Source organism: Clostridium sp. (assembly GCF_036781005.1).
In the GTDB taxonomy this organism is placed as follows: domain Bacteria; phylum Bacillota; class Clostridia; order Clostridiales; family Clostridiaceae; genus Clostridium_B.
This window is the reverse complement of record NZ_DAIQBT010000031.1, coordinates 19,147-39,322: the sequence shown is the minus strand read 5'-3', so window position 1 is coordinate 39,322 and position 20,176 is coordinate 19,147. Positions and strand designations below refer to the sequence as shown.

Sequence of the window (20,176 nt, the reverse complement as noted above, 5' to 3'; positions counted from 1 at the left end):
CTATTACGGGGTGGCATTGGATAATATCGGCATTTTTAAAACCTAATTAGTATCAATTTTGATTACTATTCTCCCTCCTTAACCCCGCTTGCCATAAATATTCCTGTTTCAGTATATTCACCTTTGCTTGAATAAGCCTTACCTTTTAATTCTGTGGTATTAATACCTATTTTCTTAAATCCAGCTTCATTCATCCAATGTTTTATTTGTTCATGAGAAAATCCCAGCCATTCGTCATTCATTTCAACCCTAGCCCATTCTCCATCATATTCTTCTACATCTGATATGATAAATGTTCCATTATTTTTTAAAATTCTATAGGCCTCTTTTACTACCTTTTCAGCATCTACAACATGGTGAAGTGCCATATTCATATAAACAGCATCTATGACTCATCAAATAAAGGAATGTCTACCGCAGAACCTTTTGGATATATATTTTTTATTCCTCTATTTGATGACGTATTATGCAATTCCCTTAACATATTTCTAAAGTTATCTATGGAAAATACTAATTTTGCCTCCTGAGATAAAGCTAAAGAAATAAAACCAGTTCCACAACCTAAATCTGCACATATTTTATTTTTTATATTAAACTTAGAAAGTACAATATACTTTAATCTATCCTCCTAAAATATATCTTAATTTTAAAAAATGTTCTTCAAATTCCGGAATTTTGAAAAACAAAAACCTTCTGCCTCTATACAGAGGCAGAAGGTTACTTCCGCGGTTCCAATCTGTTTATCCCACTTAAAATATATAAAGATTCCCTAAATACAATAATTTTAAATGTGAAAACTCTTTATTGGTACAATCATAGCTCAACGTTTTAACGTACGTACACGCTGAAATCTACTAATCTACTAAAATTCAACTCAGTGCTCAGAGATGCACTTCAATTATCTCCCACCAAAATTTCCTTACACCCATGGGGAATTCTCTCTTGTGGTTTCGTACAATCTACTCTTCCCATCATCGTAATTATTATTATATTACTATGTATTAAATTTACAACTTCATAATACTATATAACCTTAATACAATCAAGAAAAATATTTAAATTTATTTAATCATTATATAAAAAAACATATAATTTGTTAATAAAAATTTTTATATAACATAAACATCATATTCATCATTTATTTGAATTATAATAATATTTAGATACTTTACAGTTTAAAATTCCTAATTTAAAATTGATTATAATAAATACTTTAGTATATAATTTAAAAACTCAAATTAAAAATGATTTCATAGCTGAAAAATAATAATTTCTACATAAGACAAAAATTAAAATCTATATATGTACAATTGAGGAATAGTTCATATTTTTTAATTAATAGAGTGAAAATATAAGTATGAACTAGAAGCATAAAATATGTATATTCCGTCTAATATAGAGAAAGGAGGATAATTTGGACAAAGAGCTGGAAAGGCTAATGAATTGTTATGGAAATGACATACTAAGAACTGCTTACATTTACCTTAAGGACATACACCTAGCAGAAGATGTATTCCAGGATGTATTTATAAAAGTTTATAATAACTTTCACAAATTCAATGGGAAAAGCAGTGAAAAGACTTGGATACTTACTATAACTATAAATACTTGCAGAGATATGCTTAGAAGTTGTTGGATAAAAAAAGTCCTCCGATTTGATGATACTGAATACGGAGTGTTTAATTCTACAGATAATTTAAATGATACAAATGATACAGAAGATACTGTACTTAAAAATATAGAATACGAAGATATTTTAAAAAAAGTAATGGATTTACCAAAAAAGTATAAGGAAGTTATACTTTTGTATTATTATCAGGAGTTGTCCACTTCCGAAATAAGTAAAATTTTAAAGATACCTGAAGGCACCGTGAGAAGCAGGCTTTATAGAGCAAGAGGAATATTAAAATATAACATGGGTGGTAGTATTGAATATGAAGGATAACATGAGAAATTTAAGAGAAATAACTAATTTAGTTTTAAAAGATATTTATGTAACTGAAAAGTTAAAAAATGATACTCTAAAAAAGTGTAAATACAAGAAAAAGATGAAATTAAAACCCGCATATGCTGTAGGTATATCTGCCGCAATAATTACACTTTCTCTAATAAATTATAAGTATTATGCCAATAGTGATATAGCTAAAAAAAATATATATAATAATCCTATTGCAAAAGTGTCTATTCAAGCCTTGGATAAAATTATAGGGAAATCCGTAGAACCATCATTGAAGACTACAGAAGATAAATCCAAGAAAGCAACCCCGGATGCAAATAATCCCTCAATTAACAGTGAAATTTCTCAAAATACAAAAAAAGATACAGATTCAAAATCTAATCCTACTTCAGATTCAAAGGATTCAGAATCCAATCTAAATAAAAATAGCAGTATTAAAACTTCACCATCTGAATCAAAAGCCACCGATTCTCAAAAGGAAAATAAAATTTCAGAACCTGTAGCTAAAATTACTGAGGAAACTCCAACAAAACCTTTAGAGGAAAGCAAGGTCATATCATCAGATATGCCAAATTTGGCTAGTGCCCAGGACTATTTTGGAGGAAATATTTCTATTCCCTCTTATATACCAGAAAATTTCACGCTGACAGATATACATATTCCAGAAGACACAGAAACAGAAAAAATTGTAACCATGGATTATAGCAATCCTGAAAATAAGTATTTTAAATTAACCCAAAGCAAAAAAGACAAGGCTATTTCCACTTATAGTAGTTTTAATATTGCTGGAGAAAAAGTATCTATCAACGATGCAATCCAGGGATACATATGTATATATAACGATCCTGCTGTTTCAAATTGTTCTATAGTACAAATATCTTGGACTAAAGACAATATTGAATATACTCTATATGGAAATATTTCTAAAGACTCTATATTATCTATAGCTAAATCAATTAATTACACAAAAATCAACTAACAAAGCTTAAATATATAAAAAGAGAGATTAAAATCTCTCTTTAAAATTATAACCTTAACGATTACATCTATCCAAAATACCGATAAACTTTATTTTGACACCTATATGACTACAGGTGGATGTCCTCACAGATGTATTCATCTTCCCCCTATTAAAAATTCACAGAGGATACATGTACCCATCTAAATATTGAACTTCCGTTTAAACAATGTAGTTCAAAACAAAAGCTTGCGTATATTTCAGAATATAATCGGCTATCTACAATTTATACTTAATTTACTTTTATTTCATAGTCATTATATAACAACCAATTTATTATGTCAACTATATATTCTCAAAATTTATTATACAATTAATAGCAACCTTAGAAACTTATATATTACTTACCAGGAACACTTTCCCAATCTTTAAGAAATCTTTCTATGCCAATATCAGTTAAAGGATGCTTGCACATCTGCTCTAAAACCTTATATGGAACTGTAGCAATATGGGAACCCAGCGCAGCACATTTAACTACATGTATAGGTCCTCTTATGCTGGCAGCTATGATTTCAGCAGCTATATTCTGCACCTTAAATATAGTTACTATTTCCTCTATTAATTTAATCCCATCCATACCTACATCATCTAATCTCCCAAGAAAAGGACTTACATATGAAGCTCCTGCTTTTGCAGCTAGAAGTGCCTGTGCTGCTGAAAAAATCAAGGTTACATTAGTCTTTATCCCTTCCTTTGAAAGAACTTTTACTGCTTTTAAGCCATCCTGTGTCATTGGAATCTTTATTACAATATTTTTATGTATTTTTACAAGTTCCCTTGCCTCTTTCACCATTTCTTCCCATTTTAAACTTATCACTTCCGCACTTATAGGACCATCCACTATATCAGTTATTTCTTTTACCACTTCTTTAAAATTTCTACCTTCCTTAGCAATTAAGGAAGGATTAGTTGTAACTCCACATATTATACCCATATCATTTGCTTTTCTAATTTCATCCACATTAGCAGTATCTATAAATAGTTTCATTAAAAAATTTCCTCCTCTTGTTTTATATGATTAGAGTTTATATCTATATTCCTACATCAGAAAAAATACAAAATAAATTTTAAATATATTCATTATTTTCCGGTAAAAATATTATTAACATCTTCTAATATTTTATAATTAGTTAAATCATAATGCAAGGGACTAAGTGATACATATCCCCTTTTAACATAATATATATCCGTATAATTATAACTTAACTCCTCTATTTTTTCTCCTTTATCATATATCTCTTGAATATGGTATTTAAATCCAACTCTACACACCTTTAATCCCTTTATTTTTTCCCTTGGCAAACAAGGTACATTTAAACTTAAAACTATATTTTCATCTTTATTTTTATACTTTTCTTTATATAGAGAAAAAACTTCCAAAGCATATTCCGCTGCAATATTGTAATCATAATTTCCTCCCTTGGTATCAAGAGATACTGCTATAGAAGGTACCTCACATATAGCCGCTTCCATCGCTGCAGATACCGTACCGGAATATAAGGAATCTATACCTAGATTAAAGCCATTGTTTATTCCAGATATAACCATATCTATTTGATTATTCCCTAGTTTTCTAACTCCTAACCTGGCACAATCTGCAGGAGTGCCATTAATACTATAGGCCTTTGAATTTATTCCTTCAAGTTTTACTTCCTGTGCCTTCAATTCCCCTGGCACAGTAGTTATACAGTGTCCACTTCCACTTCTTTGTACGTCTGGTGCAGCAATTATAACCTCATTATCTTTTTCAAAATGCTTAGCCAGCACCTGTATTCCTTCTGCCATTATTCCATCATCGTTAGTCAATAACAATCTCATATTTTATCCTCCAATGCTAATATAATGTATATTCAAATCAAAAATCATATTACTCCTTAAATTCCTTTTCTATAATACTCCACATCTCTTCATCACTTTTATCTTCAATTATCCTATATTTATTTCCTTTTATAGAAGTATCAAATTGGCATATAGCTGAATATTCGCAATAACTACACCCTCTTTTAGTTTTATCCTTATAAGGGTTAACTTCTATATTTCCAGTTAATATTTTTTTACATAAATCCGCTATGGTATTTCTTACATACTTCCTCAAAATTTCAAACTGCCTCTTCGTTGCCAATGATGATTTGGACTTAGAAAGCTCTCCATCTTTCTTTATGGAAACAGATATAATATCTGAACTTTTTTCCATGCCAGTATCCATGTATTTTATTACATTTACATCATTTAAAAGTAATCCATTCATTTTTAAATTCTTCCTTATTTTATCTTCTATTTCATTATCAGATATATTTCCTTTAGTCTTTATTATAGGATCTTTCAGTTTAAAATAAAGTAATCCTGCAGGAATAGATTTTCCTTTAGTTATTTTATTAAACTCATTAAGTATAGCATCTAGATATATTAAAAGCTGTAATTGAAATCCATAATATACTTGAGAAAGTTTAAATTCTCTGGTACCCGATTTATAATCTACTATTCTAATATAAGTGGTTATATCTTCTTTTGCTACATCTACTCTATCTACTTTTCCTGTAAGGCTAATTTTTTCTCCTGAATCTAATTCTATGGAAATGGGAGGAAAATCTCCTGTTTCTCCAAAGACAAGTTCGTAGGCTATGGGCACAAATCTTCCTTTTTTCATATGTTGTGCTATAAGCCAAACAGACCTTGTAAGGGTTTTCTTTAACTTGTCTGTGACATGCTTATACTTTTTGGAACTATTCAGTATTGAATTGGGACTATCTTTTAAAACATTATCTACTAAATTATTTATATTTTCTTCACAGCACTTTTTATCTATATTTTCCCAAGTTAAGCCTTTTTCTTTCAATCCTAGAGAAAATCTTTCAAGTATACTATGCATAAAGCTCCCTAAGTCTGGGGCACTTAGACTATACATTTTCCTGTCTCTTACTTTAAGCCCGTATTGTACAAAATAGCCAAAAGGACACTGTGCAAATCTTTCCAACCTTGAAACACTCATGCTTAAATGTCTTCCATAAAGTCTCCTGATTTTAGCCAAATCTGAAATTTCAATTTCATTATTATAATAAAATGCCCCTAGCACAGTTTCTAATTTTTCATTCCAAGTCTCATGATTTTTATACCACCTGTAAACGTCTATCCACAAGGAATTTATATTTTCCTTATGGCCTAAATTTTCTCTTATATTTGAAATAAAAGCATTAAAGGTAGCTTTAGGACCATTTACAGCTTCTATTCCCTCTTCATTGCCTATCACATCTAGTAAATTGCTTTTTTCCTGTAATTTAGGAAATAATTTTTTTATCATAGATACAACAACAGAAGGCCTCTTAGCTTTTCCTTCTTCATCACTCATAGAATAGGTCAGGGTAAGATATTTATCTACTATAGTTAATGTAGAATATACTAAAAACTGTTCCTCAAAAACTCTATTTCTTGTATTAGGTGCTATCTCCAATCCATTTTGTTTAAGTTCATCCCTATCCTGATCAGTAAAAATTCCCTCTTGGGATACAGTTACAGGGAAAATTCCATCATTAACTCCAGCTATATAGAGTGCCCCTACATTGTAACTCTTTATTCTGGTTACATTGCTTACTAAAACCTGATCCAAAGCAGGAGGTATTACACCTATCTCATATTTGGAAAATCCTATCTCAAGTACTTCAGCAAATGTTTCCATTCCAAAAAATTGTTCTCCTATTACCTCTACTATCTGATCCAACACATCTACTACTATATCCCAAATCTGACTATATTCATTTGCCTTATCCAATTTATTGCTATTTTTAAACGCTACTATAAGTTCTTCCACTTTCTCTGGTATTTTTAATTCACATAAAAAATTGTAAAGTTCCTCACAGATATCTCTTCCTTTCTTCTTCCCTTTTATATTCTCAGAAAGCTTTAATATGGGTTCCCTTACCTTATCTCTTATAGAATTTATTTTATCTAAATATTCCTGTTCCTCCTGTGGATTATCTTCTTTAAAATTTCCATAATTTATTTTAAAATTCCAGGGTTTTTCATCTAGCCACTGTTTTTTCCTTATTCCATTAGCCAGCACATAATTTTCAAGTATATCTATATCATCAAATTCCAAATCCAAAAGTCCTGTTTTTAAATATTTAAACACAGACTCATAAGACCAGCTTTTAGCTAATATCTCAATAACAGAAATTATTAAGATTACAATTTGATTATGGATAATTTCTCTTTTTTTATCCATAAAGTAAGGTATGTCATATTGATTAAATACTGCTTTTATTAGATTTTCATATTCATCTAAATCCCCTGTAACCAATGCAATATCTTTAAATCTAAGATTTTTGTCTCTACAATTCTTTACTATATCTCTCGCAATATACTCTACTTCGGTATACTTATTTAAGGCTTTAAATATATTTATATCTTCTGTATATTCTGCATAATTCTTATAAGGATATGAAAACAGTGAATGTTGAAGATGTTGAAGTGCAGTACTATTTTTAAATCTATAGCAGGGACTGCATCTTAAATTTACCGGTTTTTCATAAATTATATTATTATCTTGTGCTATTTGTAAAATACTCTGCTCTGTATTTTTAACAGGCAAAAATAAATCCATACTTTCTCTTTCTGAATACTCTCCCATGGCATCCATACATAAAGTTATATTTACCCTATATGCACTGCACATAATTTTTTCTATAACACTATACTCTTGGGGAGTGAAAGTAGAAAACTCATCTATCCATACTTCTGCTTTCTTAAAAATAATTGATTTATCCAATTTTTCACATGCTGCCTGAAGTGTATCTTCTGAATCCATATAATTTGTGCTGATCCTCTTTTGAAACTCCAAAAACAACATTACTATATCCTCTAATTTATTCTTTAAACTTTTATTTTGTATTGACTCCAGATTTTCCTTTAAAACTTCTGGAGATATATTATACTTTTTGAATTCTCCTATTATATCTGAAACCAAATTTACAAAACCCTGTTTTTTTGCAGAAGTTTTGTAAACTTTTAATTTATTCTTGTTCTCTTCTATTATTTTATACAAAAGTATATTTTTTCCTGAATCATTTATATGCTTTTTAATTCCTCCCCCTACTTCATCAAATACTTTTTCAGCCATTCTTCTAAAACTAAGCACTTGAGCCTTTAAAGTTCCCTTTTCTTCTATTGACTTTATCAGATTTTTTTCTGCCTGAAAAGAAAATTGTTCTGGAACTAAAAGTATTAAATTTCTGCCATTACCTTCTTGTATTCTCTTTTTTATATCCTGGAGGCAATAATGACTTTTTCCACTGCCCGCCCTTCCATATATAAACCTTATACTCATAATAAAATCACACCTATGCTATTAAAAATTAACCCTGTTTTAATATTATTTACTATTTAAAATCTGTTATATATAATTTTAAAGTATACAAAAATAAATAACAAGTAGAAGATATTTTAGTTTTCTTTAGTTATATTAGTAATCTTATCTAGAATATCCTCTGTAAGTTTATTTAGTTTTTTATAATCACTACACTCTGTATATATCTTACATAAAGGTTCATCTGCATCCGGCAGCACTAAAGCCCATCCATCTTCAAAATTGAGTTTTACTCCTTCAATTAAATCTATTGATTTTGAAGTATTTTCCTCTATTAAGTTTCTCATAAGTTTTCCCTTCATGTTCCATGGACACTTTATTTCCTTCTTAAAAGTATAGTATTGGGGTATGGTAGAAGTTATCTGTGAAAGAGTTCTATTACAATTTGCCATGAAATTAATAACCATAGCACATACACTGACTGCATCCAATGTCATAAGATATACACTTACCATATCCCTTTCACTTAAATAAGGAACATTTTTCAAATAAGTTTCAAGTATAAATTTATGGGCAGTCTTAGTTCTTACAAATTTACAACCACATATTTTTGCCAGCTTTTCCATAGTGGAAGAAGCTGTAACTGGCACTACCAAAATTTTTATGTTATGTGTTTTAAGCATAACCAGTGCATTTAAAGCATCATATAGATTGTCCCTTATTATATTTCCTTTTTCATCTATGATAACTGGTCTTTTACACTCTTCATCTATTTCAATTCCTAAACTCGCACTATCTTCTATAACTCTTTGAGCTAGTCCTTCTATATCCCCAAATTTATCATAAAGCTTTACCTCAACTTTAAGTTCCTTTAAAATTTCATCAATCACCTCAAATATCATAGTGTCTTCTGTACTTAAGACTATCCTGTACTTTTGATTTTTTATATTTTCAAGTGAAAGACCGTTTATAAGTTGTCTTTTATAATACTCCAGACAATTATATATATGTTCCATGTGCTTAAATTTATCTGTTTTAACTCTTCTAAAATCTTCTCTCATAAAACTACTTTCTACTTTTCTCTCCATAACTCTATCTATATTGAGCCCATTTTCATCCATAAATATTATAGTTACCTTTTCCGGTGCATTTCGATTTACACGCACATAAATTCCTGCCTGTGCCCCAAAGAAGAGAATTGACTGTCTTGTAAAAGCCATAGGCATTTTTTTTAAGTCAATAACCTCCATTCCCATGGACAAAAGTCCTGTAGCAAGAGAATATTTAAACATCTGTGCCGCCCCATTATCACTGCAGGCTATGGCAACCCTAGAATCTGATTTTAGCACAGCTCCATAGGCAGAACCAAGTTTTGAAACAAACTCTGGAGTTATATCTACATTTATATCTCCGCTAATGCCATCTTTTCCAAAAATAGATTTTAAAGCTTTTTCCTTCCATATTATATTAGAATTTACTAAAGTACCACTCTCTATTACCTTGTTTGGCCATATCTTCACTCCTGGTTTTATTATAGCCTTATCCTTTATAATGGTATCATTTCCAAGGGCAGCCTCTTCAAATACAGAACACTTGGATTCAATTTGAACCTTCCTGCAAAGTACCGCCCCTCTTATCTGAGCCTTGTCACCTATATAACAGTTATTAAAAAGTATACTTCTTTTTATGGTAGCTTCCTTAGAAATAATATTGTTTTCTCCAAGCACAGTATAGGGACCAATCTGGGCATTCTCATATATTTTAGTGCTTCTCCCAATATACACCGGTTTCAAAATGTTAGCTTTGGGACTTATTTCACAGTCTTTTCCCACCCATATATCTTCCCCATATTTTTCCGCATTTATATTCATATTTGCAATGCCCTTCAATATATCAAAGTGACATTTCATATACTGGTCTATATTTCCTATATCACACCAGTATTCCTCCGCCACATATCCGAAAACAGGTACCTTCTCTTTTAAAAGCAGTGGAAAAAGATCCCCACTAAAATCAAATTTTTTATTTTTCTTATAATACTTAAATATTTCCGGTTCTAAAATGTATATTCCAGTGTTTATCTTATCACTGAACACTTCTCCCCATCCTGGCTTCTCCAAGAATCCTGTTACTCCTCCTTCATCATCTGTAACCACTACCCCAAACTCCAAAGGTACTGATTCTTCCTTAAGAACTAATGTAGCTACAGCTCCTTTTCTCTTATGAAAAGCAATAGCTTTAGATAAATCTATATCCGTCAAGGCATCTCCACTTATAACAATAAAAGTATCATTTAAAAATGCTTCTGCATTTTTAACACTACCTGCTGTACCCAAAGGGGTTTCTTCTATAAAATAACTTATATTGACTCCAAAGTCTCTGCCATCTCCAAAATAATTTATTATTTCATCCGGCAAATATTGCAATGTGGCTCCAATATCTTTTATACCCACATTTTTAAGTAATTCTAAAGCATACTCCATTATAGGTTTATCCATAATGGGCATCATAGGTTTAGGTATGTTACAGGTTAAGGGCCTTAACCTGGTACCCTCTCCTCCTGCCATTATTATAGCTTTCATAAATATCACGCCCTTTATCTATTTTAATATTAAATCTTATTTTTCTCTTTAGTTTCATCTTTAATCATAAATCCCTTCACAATTGCCTGATATTCTATTATATATGAGTATGTTCCATATTATTACCATGGCTATCCATTTCACATGAAATAAAAAAAATAGAGTGCCTCAGAATAATCTAGTTATCCTTGCAACACTCTATTTTTACCTTAAATATTATTTAACTTTATTAACCTGAAGCATATCAGCTATTGCTGCCATATTTCCAAGAGAAGACATGGCTTCATTTGGAAGTATAAGCTTATTTGCCGGATTTTTAGCCATTTCTTTCAGTGCATCTACCTGCTTTAACGCTATTACCTTTTCATCTGTACCAGAATCTATTATAGATCTATTTACTAAATTAATAGCTTCTGCTTCTGCTTCTGCAACAGATTTTATTGCCATTGCCTTACCTTCTGCCTCCAGCATTTGAGATTGCCTAAGTCCTTCTGCCCTTCTAATATTTGCTTCCTTTTCAGCTTCTGCTTGAAGTATTTTAGACTGTTTTTCTCCCTCTGCTCTCGCTATGTCACTTTGTTTTTGTCCCTCTGCCTGAAGTATCACAGCTCTCTTATCCCTTTCGGCCCTCATCTGCTTTTCCATAGCCTGTTGTATTTCAGCAGGAGGCATAATATTTTTGATTTCCACAGATAGTATTTTAATTCCATAGGCATCTGTTATATCATCTACCACCCTTAAAAGCTCTCCGTTTATTTGATCCCTTCCCGAAAGTACCTCATCCAAAGTCATATTACCTACAATATTTCTCATATTGGTAATGGTTGAAAAAATTATACCTGCCCTATAATCTTCTATATTATATATGGCATCTTTTGGACTTAACACTCTATAAAAAATAACATTGTCTATGGATATTTTTACATTATCCTTGGTTATAACACTTTGGGGTTCAATATCAAGTATCTGCTGTTTAGTTGAAATCTTTCTCCTCACAAAATCAACAAAAGGAATTATAAAATGCCACCCTGGTTCAAGTGCCCTGTGAAATTGACCCAATCTCTCTATAATTGTAACATATCCTGTATTTACAATTTTAATAGAAGATAACACCGCCACTAAAATAATTACGACTATAATTAAAATTGCAATTATACCCATGATATTTATCCTCCTTTAACTATAAATAATTAATAATTTCTCCAGCATATAATATGCTCATATTTTCTTTATAACTAATCTATTGCCTTCCATTGTGACTACTTTTACTATATCACCTCTTTTCAGGGTATATCCTTGTTCCTTTATATTCCAGTAAACTCCATCAATTTTCAATGCATTGTTTTTAACCATTTCTTCATCTACAAGAATTTCTTTTCCCACATAGGTTTCTTCTCTAACGGGAGTGGGTTTTACATATTTCTTAATATTTTTCTTTACTATTGGATAACAAATAACTATAAGTACTACACTAACTACCATAAATACCATAAACTGAGTTATAAAAGGGTAATTCAATATTTCAGCTATAATTGCCCCAATGGCTCCCACTGTAAACCATACAAACAGAAAACTACTTGTTATTATGTCTACTGATAGGGCTACTATTCCAATTATAACCCATAAGATAATACTATTATACATATATCCTCCTTTCACTACTAAAATTATTTATTCTTTATTCAAGCCATAAATTGAAACTGGCATCTGAAGGCATTCTCCAGTCACCTCTTGGAGATAAACTTACAGTACCCACCTTGGGACCATCTGGAATTGCAGAACGTTTAAACTGTTGGGTAAAGAATCTTCTTATAAACATATTGAGCCATTTTTCAATAGTGTTAACATCATAGTCATCTTTAAATGCATGCTTTGCTAAAAATAATATTTTTTTATGGGAATAATTATGTCTTACAAAATAATACAAAAAGAAATCATGAAGCTCATAAGGTCCCACTATATCTTCAGTTTTTTGAGATATTTCACCGTCTTTTCCTTTAGGAAGAAGTTCTGGACTTACAGGGGTATCTAAAACATCTATTAAAATGTCTCCTATATTTTTTGAAACCTCTCTATCTGCAACATATCTCACTAAATACCTTACAAGAGTTTTAGGAACAGAGCAATTTACTCCATACATAGACATATGATCTCCATTATAAGTGCACCATCCAAGGGCAAGTTCCGACAGATCTCCAGTACCGATTGCAAGTCCTCCTTCTTTATTGGCTATATCCATTATAATTTGAGTTCTTTCTCTTGCCTGAACATTTTCATAGGTTACATCATGTATGTCTCTATCATGAGATATATCATTGAAATGTTGAAGACAAGCATCCACTATATTTATCTCTCTAAACTCCGTGCCTAAATTTTTGCACAGGTTCACTGCATTGTTATAAGTCCTGTCTGTAGTTCCAAATCCCGGCATAGTTATGGTTATTATATTTTTTCTTGAAATCTTAAGAATATCAAAAGTTTTCACTGTAACCAAAAGTGCCAATGTAGAATCAAGTCCCCCTGATATTCCTATAACCGCCTTTTTCAAATTAGTGTGACTTACTCTCTTTGCAAGGGCCGAAGTCTGTATATTAAATATTTCCCTACATCTTGCTTCCCTCTCATCCTCATTTGAGGGTACAAAAGGATGTTTATCAATATTTCTATCAAATTCTCCACAATCCAAATCTTCAAATTGAAATTCTATATTTAAAGGTTTCTGTAGGCATCCTTTTACATTATCTCTAAAACTTACGTTTTTTAACCTTTGATTATTCAACCTACCCAAATCTATAATTGAAGTAATAACTTCATTGTCCCTATTAAATCTTTCATTAGCTTTTAATACTGTACCGTTTTCACAAATACACAGGTCTCCGCTAAATACCAAATCTGTGGAAGATTCAAACACCCCGGATGAAACATACATATAGGAGCACATACATCTTGCACTTTGAGAAGCTACTAGATTTCTCCTGTAAAAAGATTTACTTACAATTTCATTGGATGCAGAAAGATTTCCTACGATATTGGCACCCATAAGTGTTAAATAACTGCTTGGGGGTATTACAGCCCACAAGTCCTCACATATTTCAAAAGCAAATTTAAATTTCCCACAGGTAAATATTAAGTTCACTCCAAAAGGTATATCCTTTTGAAAATGTAAATCCACCCTTTCATCTATAATATGCAGTCCCTCTGTAAACCATCTTTTTTCATAAAACTCTTCATAATTGGGAATATAGCTTTTGGGAACAATACCCAAAACTTTTCCATGAAATATTATATACGCACAATTGTACAAACAATAATTAAATACAAGAGGTGCTCCTACTGCTATGAGTATATCTTTATCCCTAGAGTAATCACAGAGATTTTCTAAAGCTTCTGTTGATTTTTCCAGGAGCAATTGCTGTTCAAAAAGATCTGCACAGGTATAAGAGGTCATAGAAAGCTCTGGAAATACCACAAGCTTTGATTTTTTTGATAAAGCCTTATCTATACATATTTTTATATTATTTAAATTAAATTCTATATCTGCTACATTTGTTAAGGGGCATGCTGCTGCTATCCTTATAAAATCCATTGATGACATATTTCTTCCTCCTTGGTAATAGTCTAATCTTATTATATACTTATATCCATTATAAGTATAGATATAAAATGTTTCTTCTAACGTTGGAGTTTTTCATTTACATGGTATATAATAAGCTTTGAACAAAATATAAAAAAGGAAGTGAAATACAATTGGTTCTTATAGGAAAATTCAACACTCTAAAAATAGTTAGAAAATCATCCTTTGGTTATTACCTTGATGCAGAAACCGGTAAAACTAAAGATGATATACTTCTTCCAAAAAGTAATGATGAAGAAGATCTTCTCTCTGTAGGAGATGAAGTAAATGCTTTTATATACAAAGATTCAAAAGACAGACTAATAGCCACTTTAAAGACTCCCTTGGCTACCGTAGAAAGTATTGCTTATTTAAAGATAGTATCAAACACAAGTTTTGGAAGCTTCATAGACATAGGACTGGAAAGAGATGTCCTTGTACCTCTTTCAGAGCAAAAATATCCACTGCTTCCTGAAAAGTATTATCTTTTTTACATATATTTAGATAAAACCAACAGAATAGCAGCTACTACAGATATAGATAAATACCTCCTTACAATAGCCGATATTAAAACAGAACAAAAATATGCCCTGGGAGCTGAAGTAACCGGCATAGTCTATGGATTTCAAACTAATGACAGTGCTATGATAGCCGTAGATAATCTTTATAGAGGTGTAATCTTAAAAAATGAATACTACATAAATCTTTATCCAGGTGATGAACTAAAACTTAGAATAAAAAATATATATGAAGATGGCAAGTTGAGTCTTACTCCAAGAAAAACACCTAAATATGAGAGAATATCTTTGGAAGAATCCATTTTAAATTACTTAAAAACTCATAATGGTTTCATGCCCTATAATGACAAAAGTTCTCCAGAGGACATAAGACGTGTTTTCCATGAAAGTAAAAATTATTTTAAAAATGCCTTAGGGGGACTTATGAAAAGAAATTTAATAACACAAAATGAAAAAGGAACAAAACTTAAAAAACTTTAAAATTTTATATTTCTAAGCTTTAAAAATCCACTACTCTTAAAGCTTAGAAACAAACTATTATTTTCTTTCTATTTTATTATAAATTATTTTTGCAATTTCATTTATAATAAGAGGTATAAGAGATAAAAGTATAACAAACATCCAGTCATTTGGGGTGAGAGTAAACACTTTAAATACTGAAGCCAAGAAAGGTACTGTTATAACCACATTCTGGAGTATTATACCCAGAATTATAGCCCCTATTAAATATTTGTTAGTAAAAATACCAATTTCAAATATGGATTTTTTATTATGTCTTATACTTAAAGTATAAATTAATTGAGATACACTAAGTACTACAAAGGACATGGTCTGTGCATGTGTAATAGAATTCGGATATATTTTAATCCCTATATAAAAGGCAAACAAGGTAATTATACCTATTAGAATACCATTTCCTATTAAGAAAACACCATTTCTCCCTGAAAACAATCCTTCTTTCTGATCTCTAGGTTTCTCCTTCATTATATCAGGATCATCTGGATCTACTCCCAGTGCCAAAGCTGGCAAGCTATCTGTTATAAGATTTACCCAGAGAAGATGAATAGGTCTTAAAATTGCAGGCCACCCCAGAATTATTCCCATAAATAAAGCTATTATCTCTCCTATATTGCAAGAAAGAAGAAATGTTATGGATTTTCTTATATTATTGTATATATTTCTTCCTTCCCTTACCGCTTCTACAATAGTTGAAAAGTTATCATCTGTAAGTATCATATCAGAAGCTCCCTTTGCAACGTCAGTTCCTGTAATACCCATGGCTACTCCAATATCTGCAGCCTTTAAAGATGGTGCGTCATTTACTCCATCCCCTGTCATAGATACTATATTTCCTTTATCCTTTAAGGCCTTAACTATTCTTACCTTGTGTTCTGGAGACACTCTTGCAAAAACTCTTAGATTATCAATCTTATCTGTCACTTCATCCTCTGGCATTTTATCAAATTCAGCCCCAAGTATTACCTGTGAACTATTCTCTGCTATACCCAACTCTTTTGCTATAGCATAGGCAGTATTTTTATGATCTCCTGTAATCATAACAGTTTTTATACCAGAATTTTTACATTCTTCTATGGATTTTTTTACATTTTCTCTAGGCGGATCTATCATTCCCACAAGTCCTACAAAAATCAATTCACTTTCCATAGAATCAATTTTAATATCTGATGAATCCTCCATCTTGAGGGCAGTTGCAAGTACTCTTAGAGCATCTTTTGACATTGAATCAGAAGCTTTTATAACTTTGGACTTTAATTCTTCTGTAAAGTCTACTACATGACCTTCCAAGTACATATGACTGCAGATTTTTATTAAATTATCCACTGCACCTTTTGTAATTACATGATACTTATCCCCATATTCATTTAAAGTGGTCATAAGTTTCCTATCAGAATCAAAAGGTATTTCATTCACCCTTCTGCGGGCTTCACTTTCACCCTCTTTAAATATATTAAACTTAAATCCAAGTTCCAAAAGCGCAATTTCTGTTGGATCTCCCGTTTGCGAATCTTGAGAATAAGTGGCATCGTTACAAAGTACCATATTTTCTATAAGTCTCTTATGTATAAAATTATTTGCATCTAATTTTAAAATATCATCCAGGGTATCATCTGCATAAAACTTGGTAACTGTCATTTTATTTTGGGTTAATGTTCCAGTCTTGTCAGAACATATTATATTTACAGAGCCCAATGTCTCTATAGCAGGAAGCTTTCTCACTATGGCATTCTTCTTTATCATTCTCTGCACACCCACTGCAAGTACTATAGTAACCATAGCTGGAAGTCCTTCTGGAATAGCAGCCACTGCAAGGCTTATGGCTGTTAAAAACATTTCAAATAAATCTCTCTTTTGAATCATGGCTACAAAAAACATAAGAATACAAATTATAAGTACTACAAATCCTAACATTTTTCCAAGTTGTGCTAATTTTTTTTGAAGAGGAGTCAAGTTCTTGCTATCATCATGAAGCATTTTGGCTATTTTACCTATTTCTGTATCCATACCTGTAGCTACAGCTACACCTAAACCTCTTCCATAAGTGACCAGCGTAGACATAAAAGCCATATTTCTCTGATCTCCAAGGGATACATCATCTTCTTTTAAAGTGTCCTCTGCATATTTTTCCGAAGGTACAGATTCTCCCGTTAACGCTGATTCTTCTATCTTAAGATTTGCACTCTCTATTAGCCTTAAATCACAGGGAACATATTTACCTGCATCTAAAATTACTATGTCTCCAAGCACTACATCTTCTGAAGAAATTTCTATAACCTTACCATCTCTTTTTACCAATGCTTTAGGTACAGAAAGCTTTTTTAAAGATTCCAGTGCTTTTTCCGCTTTTGATTCCTGTACTAAACCTATAACTGCATTTAATACAATTACAACCCCTATTATAATGGCATCGCTCATTTCATTAAGCAATGCAGAAACTACTGCCGCAGCAAGAAGTATATATATAAGAACATTGTTTATTTGTTCAAATAAAAGCACTAGAATTGACTTTTTCTTTTTTTCAGCTAATTTATTTTGTCCATATTTTTCTATCCTAATTTTTGCTTCTTCACTGGTAATACCATTTATGGAATCTGTATTTAATTCCTGTATTACCTCCCGAATACTTTTTCTAAACCACATAAAATTCACCTACCCTTTGTTGTATTTTTTGAATTTAATATAATCTTATACTTATTTAAAATAAATATTACATGTTAACTTTATTTTTAATACAATTTTTAATATAATTCACTATATTTTTCTTAAAATATTATATATAATAATTTATAAGTATATTTAAATAAAAATATGGAGGTAAATCATGGAAGTTTCTAGAATTGGTAGATCTTCTGCCCCTTCTTCTAAGAATAAAAGTATAAAAATAAAAAAAGATTTTTCTCAAAGCTTTAATTCTCAGATGGAAAAAAAGTCAGAACAAGAATTAAAAAACATGTTTGATAATATTAAGAAAAAGGGAAATAGATTATCCATAACAAAATGTTACGCAGACGTTAGAAGTTATAAGAAGATGATACAAGAATATCTTGAGTCAGTATTAAGATACATGTACAACGTAAAAAAAGATATAAGTTTTTGGCAGACGCAATATTTTATAACAGTAGACACCATAGATAGAAAATTAGAGGAACTTACTGAATTATTAATGAATGAACAAAAAGAAAATTTAAATGTAGCTGCTACTATTGATGATATAAGTGGACTTTTAGTAGATATATATAAATAAAGTTTTATCCCAGGTCTACTTATTGCTAACAACCTTATCTTCTTCAAAGCGGGAAATAACATTTTTGCCAGGCTCCAAATACTTATATCTATATCTTTATGTATTCCACCCATTTAGGTGGAATACATTATATTACAGATGCAAGCAAAAGTATTTCTTCATTATCATCATATATCTTATCAAATTGACTTATAGGAAGAGGGTTCTTTCCTTTTCCTACTTCTATAGTAAATCCAGGTCTCCTATGATCCTGTATAAACCAGTCCTTATATCCTGCGTAAGATGCTATTCCTGTAGTTTCTGTTAAAGAATACCCACTGGCTTTGGCAAATAATTCTCCTATCCTTTTTGACTCTGAAGGTGTCATTTCACCATACTGCCAGTAGATAACTTCTCCTTGACTATGGTAGGCCAAAACCAACCTAAAATTATGGCTATTTGTGAATCTCACCATAGACTTTGTTTCAGGTTCTGACACAGGATAGGGTCCCGAATATCTGGTAGGTCCAGGTCCATATACGCCATAGGAAGCTTCTGCTTCCTTTGAAAGCTGCCACATTGCATTATAATTATGATTAATATCCACCCCTCTATTATTGGCTTGCCAATCCTTAGAAAAATCTTCACTGCCATTATTCCATCTCTTTAGATCATAATAGAAAGGATTATTTTTATTCAATCCATTTAAGACAAGTTCTACCCCATCAGGATTTACCATGGGAACTATATATATACTGCTACTTCTCCATATATCCCCTATATTATATCCTCTTATGTTTTCTCCCCTGCTGTAAGCCCTGGCAAAATTTTCTATGAACTTCATTAAAAGTGGAGCCGTTATCCACTCTAGTGAATGATGTACCCCATTATATGATACTTCATTGGCGCCCACACCAAGTTTCACATAATAAAGCTGCTTTCCAAGTACACTTTCCCCTATACTTCCAACAGTTATAAAGGGATATCTAGCCTCTAATCCCATAAGATCCGTTTCCAGTATATCATAGGTATAATCTATATTTGTATCCACCACATCTATATTATAAGGCACTTTGATTTGTACTCCTGGAATCAATTCAAAGGGTTCTATTCCTGGATTTGCTACTATTATATCATATACATCTGTTCCATATTTTTTAGCTATGTTGTAAAGTGTATCCCTTGTCCTAATAGTATATATATCATACCCTAACATAAAACTTCTTAAAATCCTATAAGTATTAGGTCCTATTATTCCATCTACAGTTAAACCATGGTTTCTCTGAAAAATTTCTACTGCTTTTTCAGTATCTGTACCATATATTCCATCTATCACCCCAGGGTTATATCCTATTTTTTTTAGGGTTGCCTGTATGTGCATAACTTCAGTGCCTTTAGATCCTAATTTAAAAATGAGCATATTTAATCTCCTAATTATTTATGTTAA

13 protein-coding genes, 1 other RNA gene and 1 pseudogene are annotated in these 20,176 nt (G+C 31.2%); 4 read left to right on the top strand and 11 right to left on the bottom strand.

From position 1 onward, the window contains the following. Window positions 1-65: 65 nt before the first annotated feature. A pseudogene (locus V7Q02_RS12210) lies at window positions 66-628 on the bottom strand (class I SAM-dependent methyltransferase); the annotation flags it as partial. A 786-nt stretch (window positions 629-1,414) separates the two neighbouring features. Here V7Q02_RS12210 and V7Q02_RS12205 point away from each other — a divergent pair. Both V7Q02_RS12205 and V7Q02_RS12200 read left to right on the top strand, forming a co-directional pair. After that, a complete protein-coding gene (locus V7Q02_RS12205; RefSeq protein ID WP_333861294.1) occupies window positions 1,415-1,945 on the top strand; it encodes a sigma-70 family RNA polymerase sigma factor in 531 nt (176 codons plus the stop codon). Then, window positions 1,935-2,936: a DUF4367 domain-containing protein gene (locus V7Q02_RS12200; protein ID WP_333861292.1), complete on the top strand. Its 1,002-nt coding sequence runs from the start codon at window positions 1,935-1,937 to the stop codon at window positions 2,934-2,936. The genes V7Q02_RS12205 and V7Q02_RS12200 overlap by 11 nt, the downstream gene beginning before the upstream one ends. A gap of 64 nt (window positions 2,937-3,000) precedes the next feature. On the opposite strand, the gene ssrS is transcribed toward V7Q02_RS12200, so the two are convergent. From ssrS to V7Q02_RS12160, 8 genes are all read right to left on the bottom strand, one after another. Then, a non-coding RNA gene (gene ssrS, locus V7Q02_RS12195) (6S RNA) lies at window positions 3,001-3,185 on the bottom strand. Window positions 3,186-3,315: 130 nt separating this feature from the next. Further along, window positions 3,316-3,963, bottom strand: a complete 648-nt coding sequence (fsa, locus tag V7Q02_RS12190; protein WP_333861290.1) for a fructose-6-phosphate aldolase — start codon at window positions 3,961-3,963, stop codon at window positions 3,316-3,318. Window positions 3,964-4,055: 92 nt separating this feature from the next. Further along, on the bottom strand, window positions 4,056-4,793 hold the full coding sequence (gene surE, locus V7Q02_RS12185) for a 5'/3'-nucleotidase SurE (RefSeq protein ID WP_333861289.1): 738 nt from the start codon (window positions 4,791-4,793) through the stop codon (window positions 4,056-4,058). A 49-nt stretch (window positions 4,794-4,842) separates the two neighbouring features. Then, entirely contained in the window at window positions 4,843-8,295 is a 3,453-nt protein-coding gene (gene addB / locus V7Q02_RS12180) for a helicase-exonuclease AddAB subunit AddB (protein WP_333861287.1), read from the bottom strand. Between the two features lie 116 nt (window positions 8,296-8,411). After that, window positions 8,412-10,856, bottom strand: a complete 2,445-nt coding sequence (locus V7Q02_RS12175) for a mannose-1-phosphate guanyltransferase (RefSeq protein ID WP_333861286.1) — start codon at window positions 10,854-10,856, stop codon at window positions 8,412-8,414. Window positions 10,857-11,072: 216 nt separating this feature from the next. Further along, a complete protein-coding gene (locus tag V7Q02_RS12170) occupies window positions 11,073-12,017 on the bottom strand; it encodes an SPFH domain-containing protein (protein WP_333861285.1) in 945 nt (314 codons plus the stop codon). A gap of 57 nt (window positions 12,018-12,074) precedes the next feature. After that, complete coding sequence (locus V7Q02_RS12165; protein WP_333861283.1) at window positions 12,075-12,500, bottom strand: NfeD family protein; 426 nt, start codon at window positions 12,498-12,500, stop codon at window positions 12,075-12,077. 34 nt (window positions 12,501-12,534) lie between these two features. After that, on the bottom strand, window positions 12,535-14,451 hold the full coding sequence (locus V7Q02_RS12160) for an NAD(+) synthase (RefSeq protein WP_333861281.1): 1,917 nt from the start codon (window positions 14,449-14,451) through the stop codon (window positions 12,535-12,537). Window positions 14,452-14,603: 152 nt separating this feature from the next. On the opposite strand from V7Q02_RS12160, the gene V7Q02_RS12155 reads away from it, so the two are divergent. Then, complete coding sequence (locus V7Q02_RS12155) at window positions 14,604-15,467, top strand: CvfB family protein (RefSeq protein WP_333861280.1); 864 nt, start codon at window positions 14,604-14,606, stop codon at window positions 15,465-15,467. A 57-nt stretch (window positions 15,468-15,524) separates the two neighbouring features. Here V7Q02_RS12155 and V7Q02_RS12150 read toward each other — a convergent pair whose 3' ends face one another. Then, window positions 15,525-18,146 (bottom strand): calcium-translocating P-type ATPase, PMCA-type, encoded by a 2,622-nt coding sequence (locus V7Q02_RS12150; RefSeq protein ID WP_333861279.1) that lies wholly within the window; start codon window positions 18,144-18,146, stop codon window positions 15,525-15,527. A gap of 181 nt (window positions 18,147-18,327) precedes the next feature. On the opposite strand from V7Q02_RS12150, the gene V7Q02_RS12145 reads away from it, so the two are divergent. Continuing rightward, on the top strand, window positions 18,328-18,750 hold the full coding sequence (locus V7Q02_RS12145) for a YaaR family protein (RefSeq protein WP_333861277.1): 423 nt from the start codon (window positions 18,328-18,330) through the stop codon (window positions 18,748-18,750). A 127-nt stretch (window positions 18,751-18,877) separates the two neighbouring features. Here V7Q02_RS12145 and V7Q02_RS12140 read toward each other — a convergent pair whose 3' ends face one another. Further along, complete coding sequence (locus V7Q02_RS12140; RefSeq protein ID WP_333861276.1) at window positions 18,878-20,149, bottom strand: M14 family metallopeptidase; 1,272 nt, start codon at window positions 20,147-20,149, stop codon at window positions 18,878-18,880. Between the last annotated feature and the right edge of the window lie 27 nt (window positions 20,150-20,176).

Coding starts and splice junctions, on each gene's coding strand:
- V7Q02_RS12200 (WP_333861292.1), top strand. CDS start 1,935: ATGAAGGATAACATGAGAAATTTAAGAGAAATAACTAATTTAGTTTTA.
- fsa (WP_333861290.1), bottom strand. CDS start 3,963: ATGAAACTATTTATAGATACTGCTAATGTGGATGAAATTAGAAAAGCA.
- surE (WP_333861289.1), bottom strand. CDS start 4,793: ATGAGATTGTTATTGACTAACGATGATGGAATAATGGCAGAAGGAATA.
- addB (WP_333861287.1), bottom strand. CDS start 8,295: ATGAGTATAAGGTTTATATATGGAAGGGCGGGCAGTGGAAAAAGTCAT.
- V7Q02_RS12175 (WP_333861286.1), bottom strand. CDS start 10,856: ATGAAAGCTATAATAATGGCAGGAGGAGAGGGTACCAGGTTAAGGCCC.
- V7Q02_RS12170 (WP_333861285.1), bottom strand. CDS start 12,017: ATGGGTATAATTGCAATTTTAATTATAGTCGTAATTATTTTAGTGGCG.
- V7Q02_RS12165 (WP_333861283.1), bottom strand. CDS start 12,500: ATGTATAATAGTATTATCTTATGGGTTATAATTGGAATAGTAGCCCTA.
- V7Q02_RS12160 (WP_333861281.1), bottom strand. CDS start 14,451: ATGTCATCAATGGATTTTATAAGGATAGCAGCAGCATGCCCCTTAACA.
- V7Q02_RS12150 (WP_333861279.1), bottom strand. CDS start 18,146: ATGTGGTTTAGAAAAAGTATTCGGGAGGTAATACAGGAATTAAATACA.
- V7Q02_RS12145 (WP_333861277.1), top strand. CDS start 18,328: ATGGAAGTTTCTAGAATTGGTAGATCTTCTGCCCCTTCTTCTAAGAAT.
- V7Q02_RS12140 (WP_333861276.1), bottom strand. CDS start 20,149: ATGCTCATTTTTAAATTAGGATCTAAAGGCACTGAAGTTATGCACATA.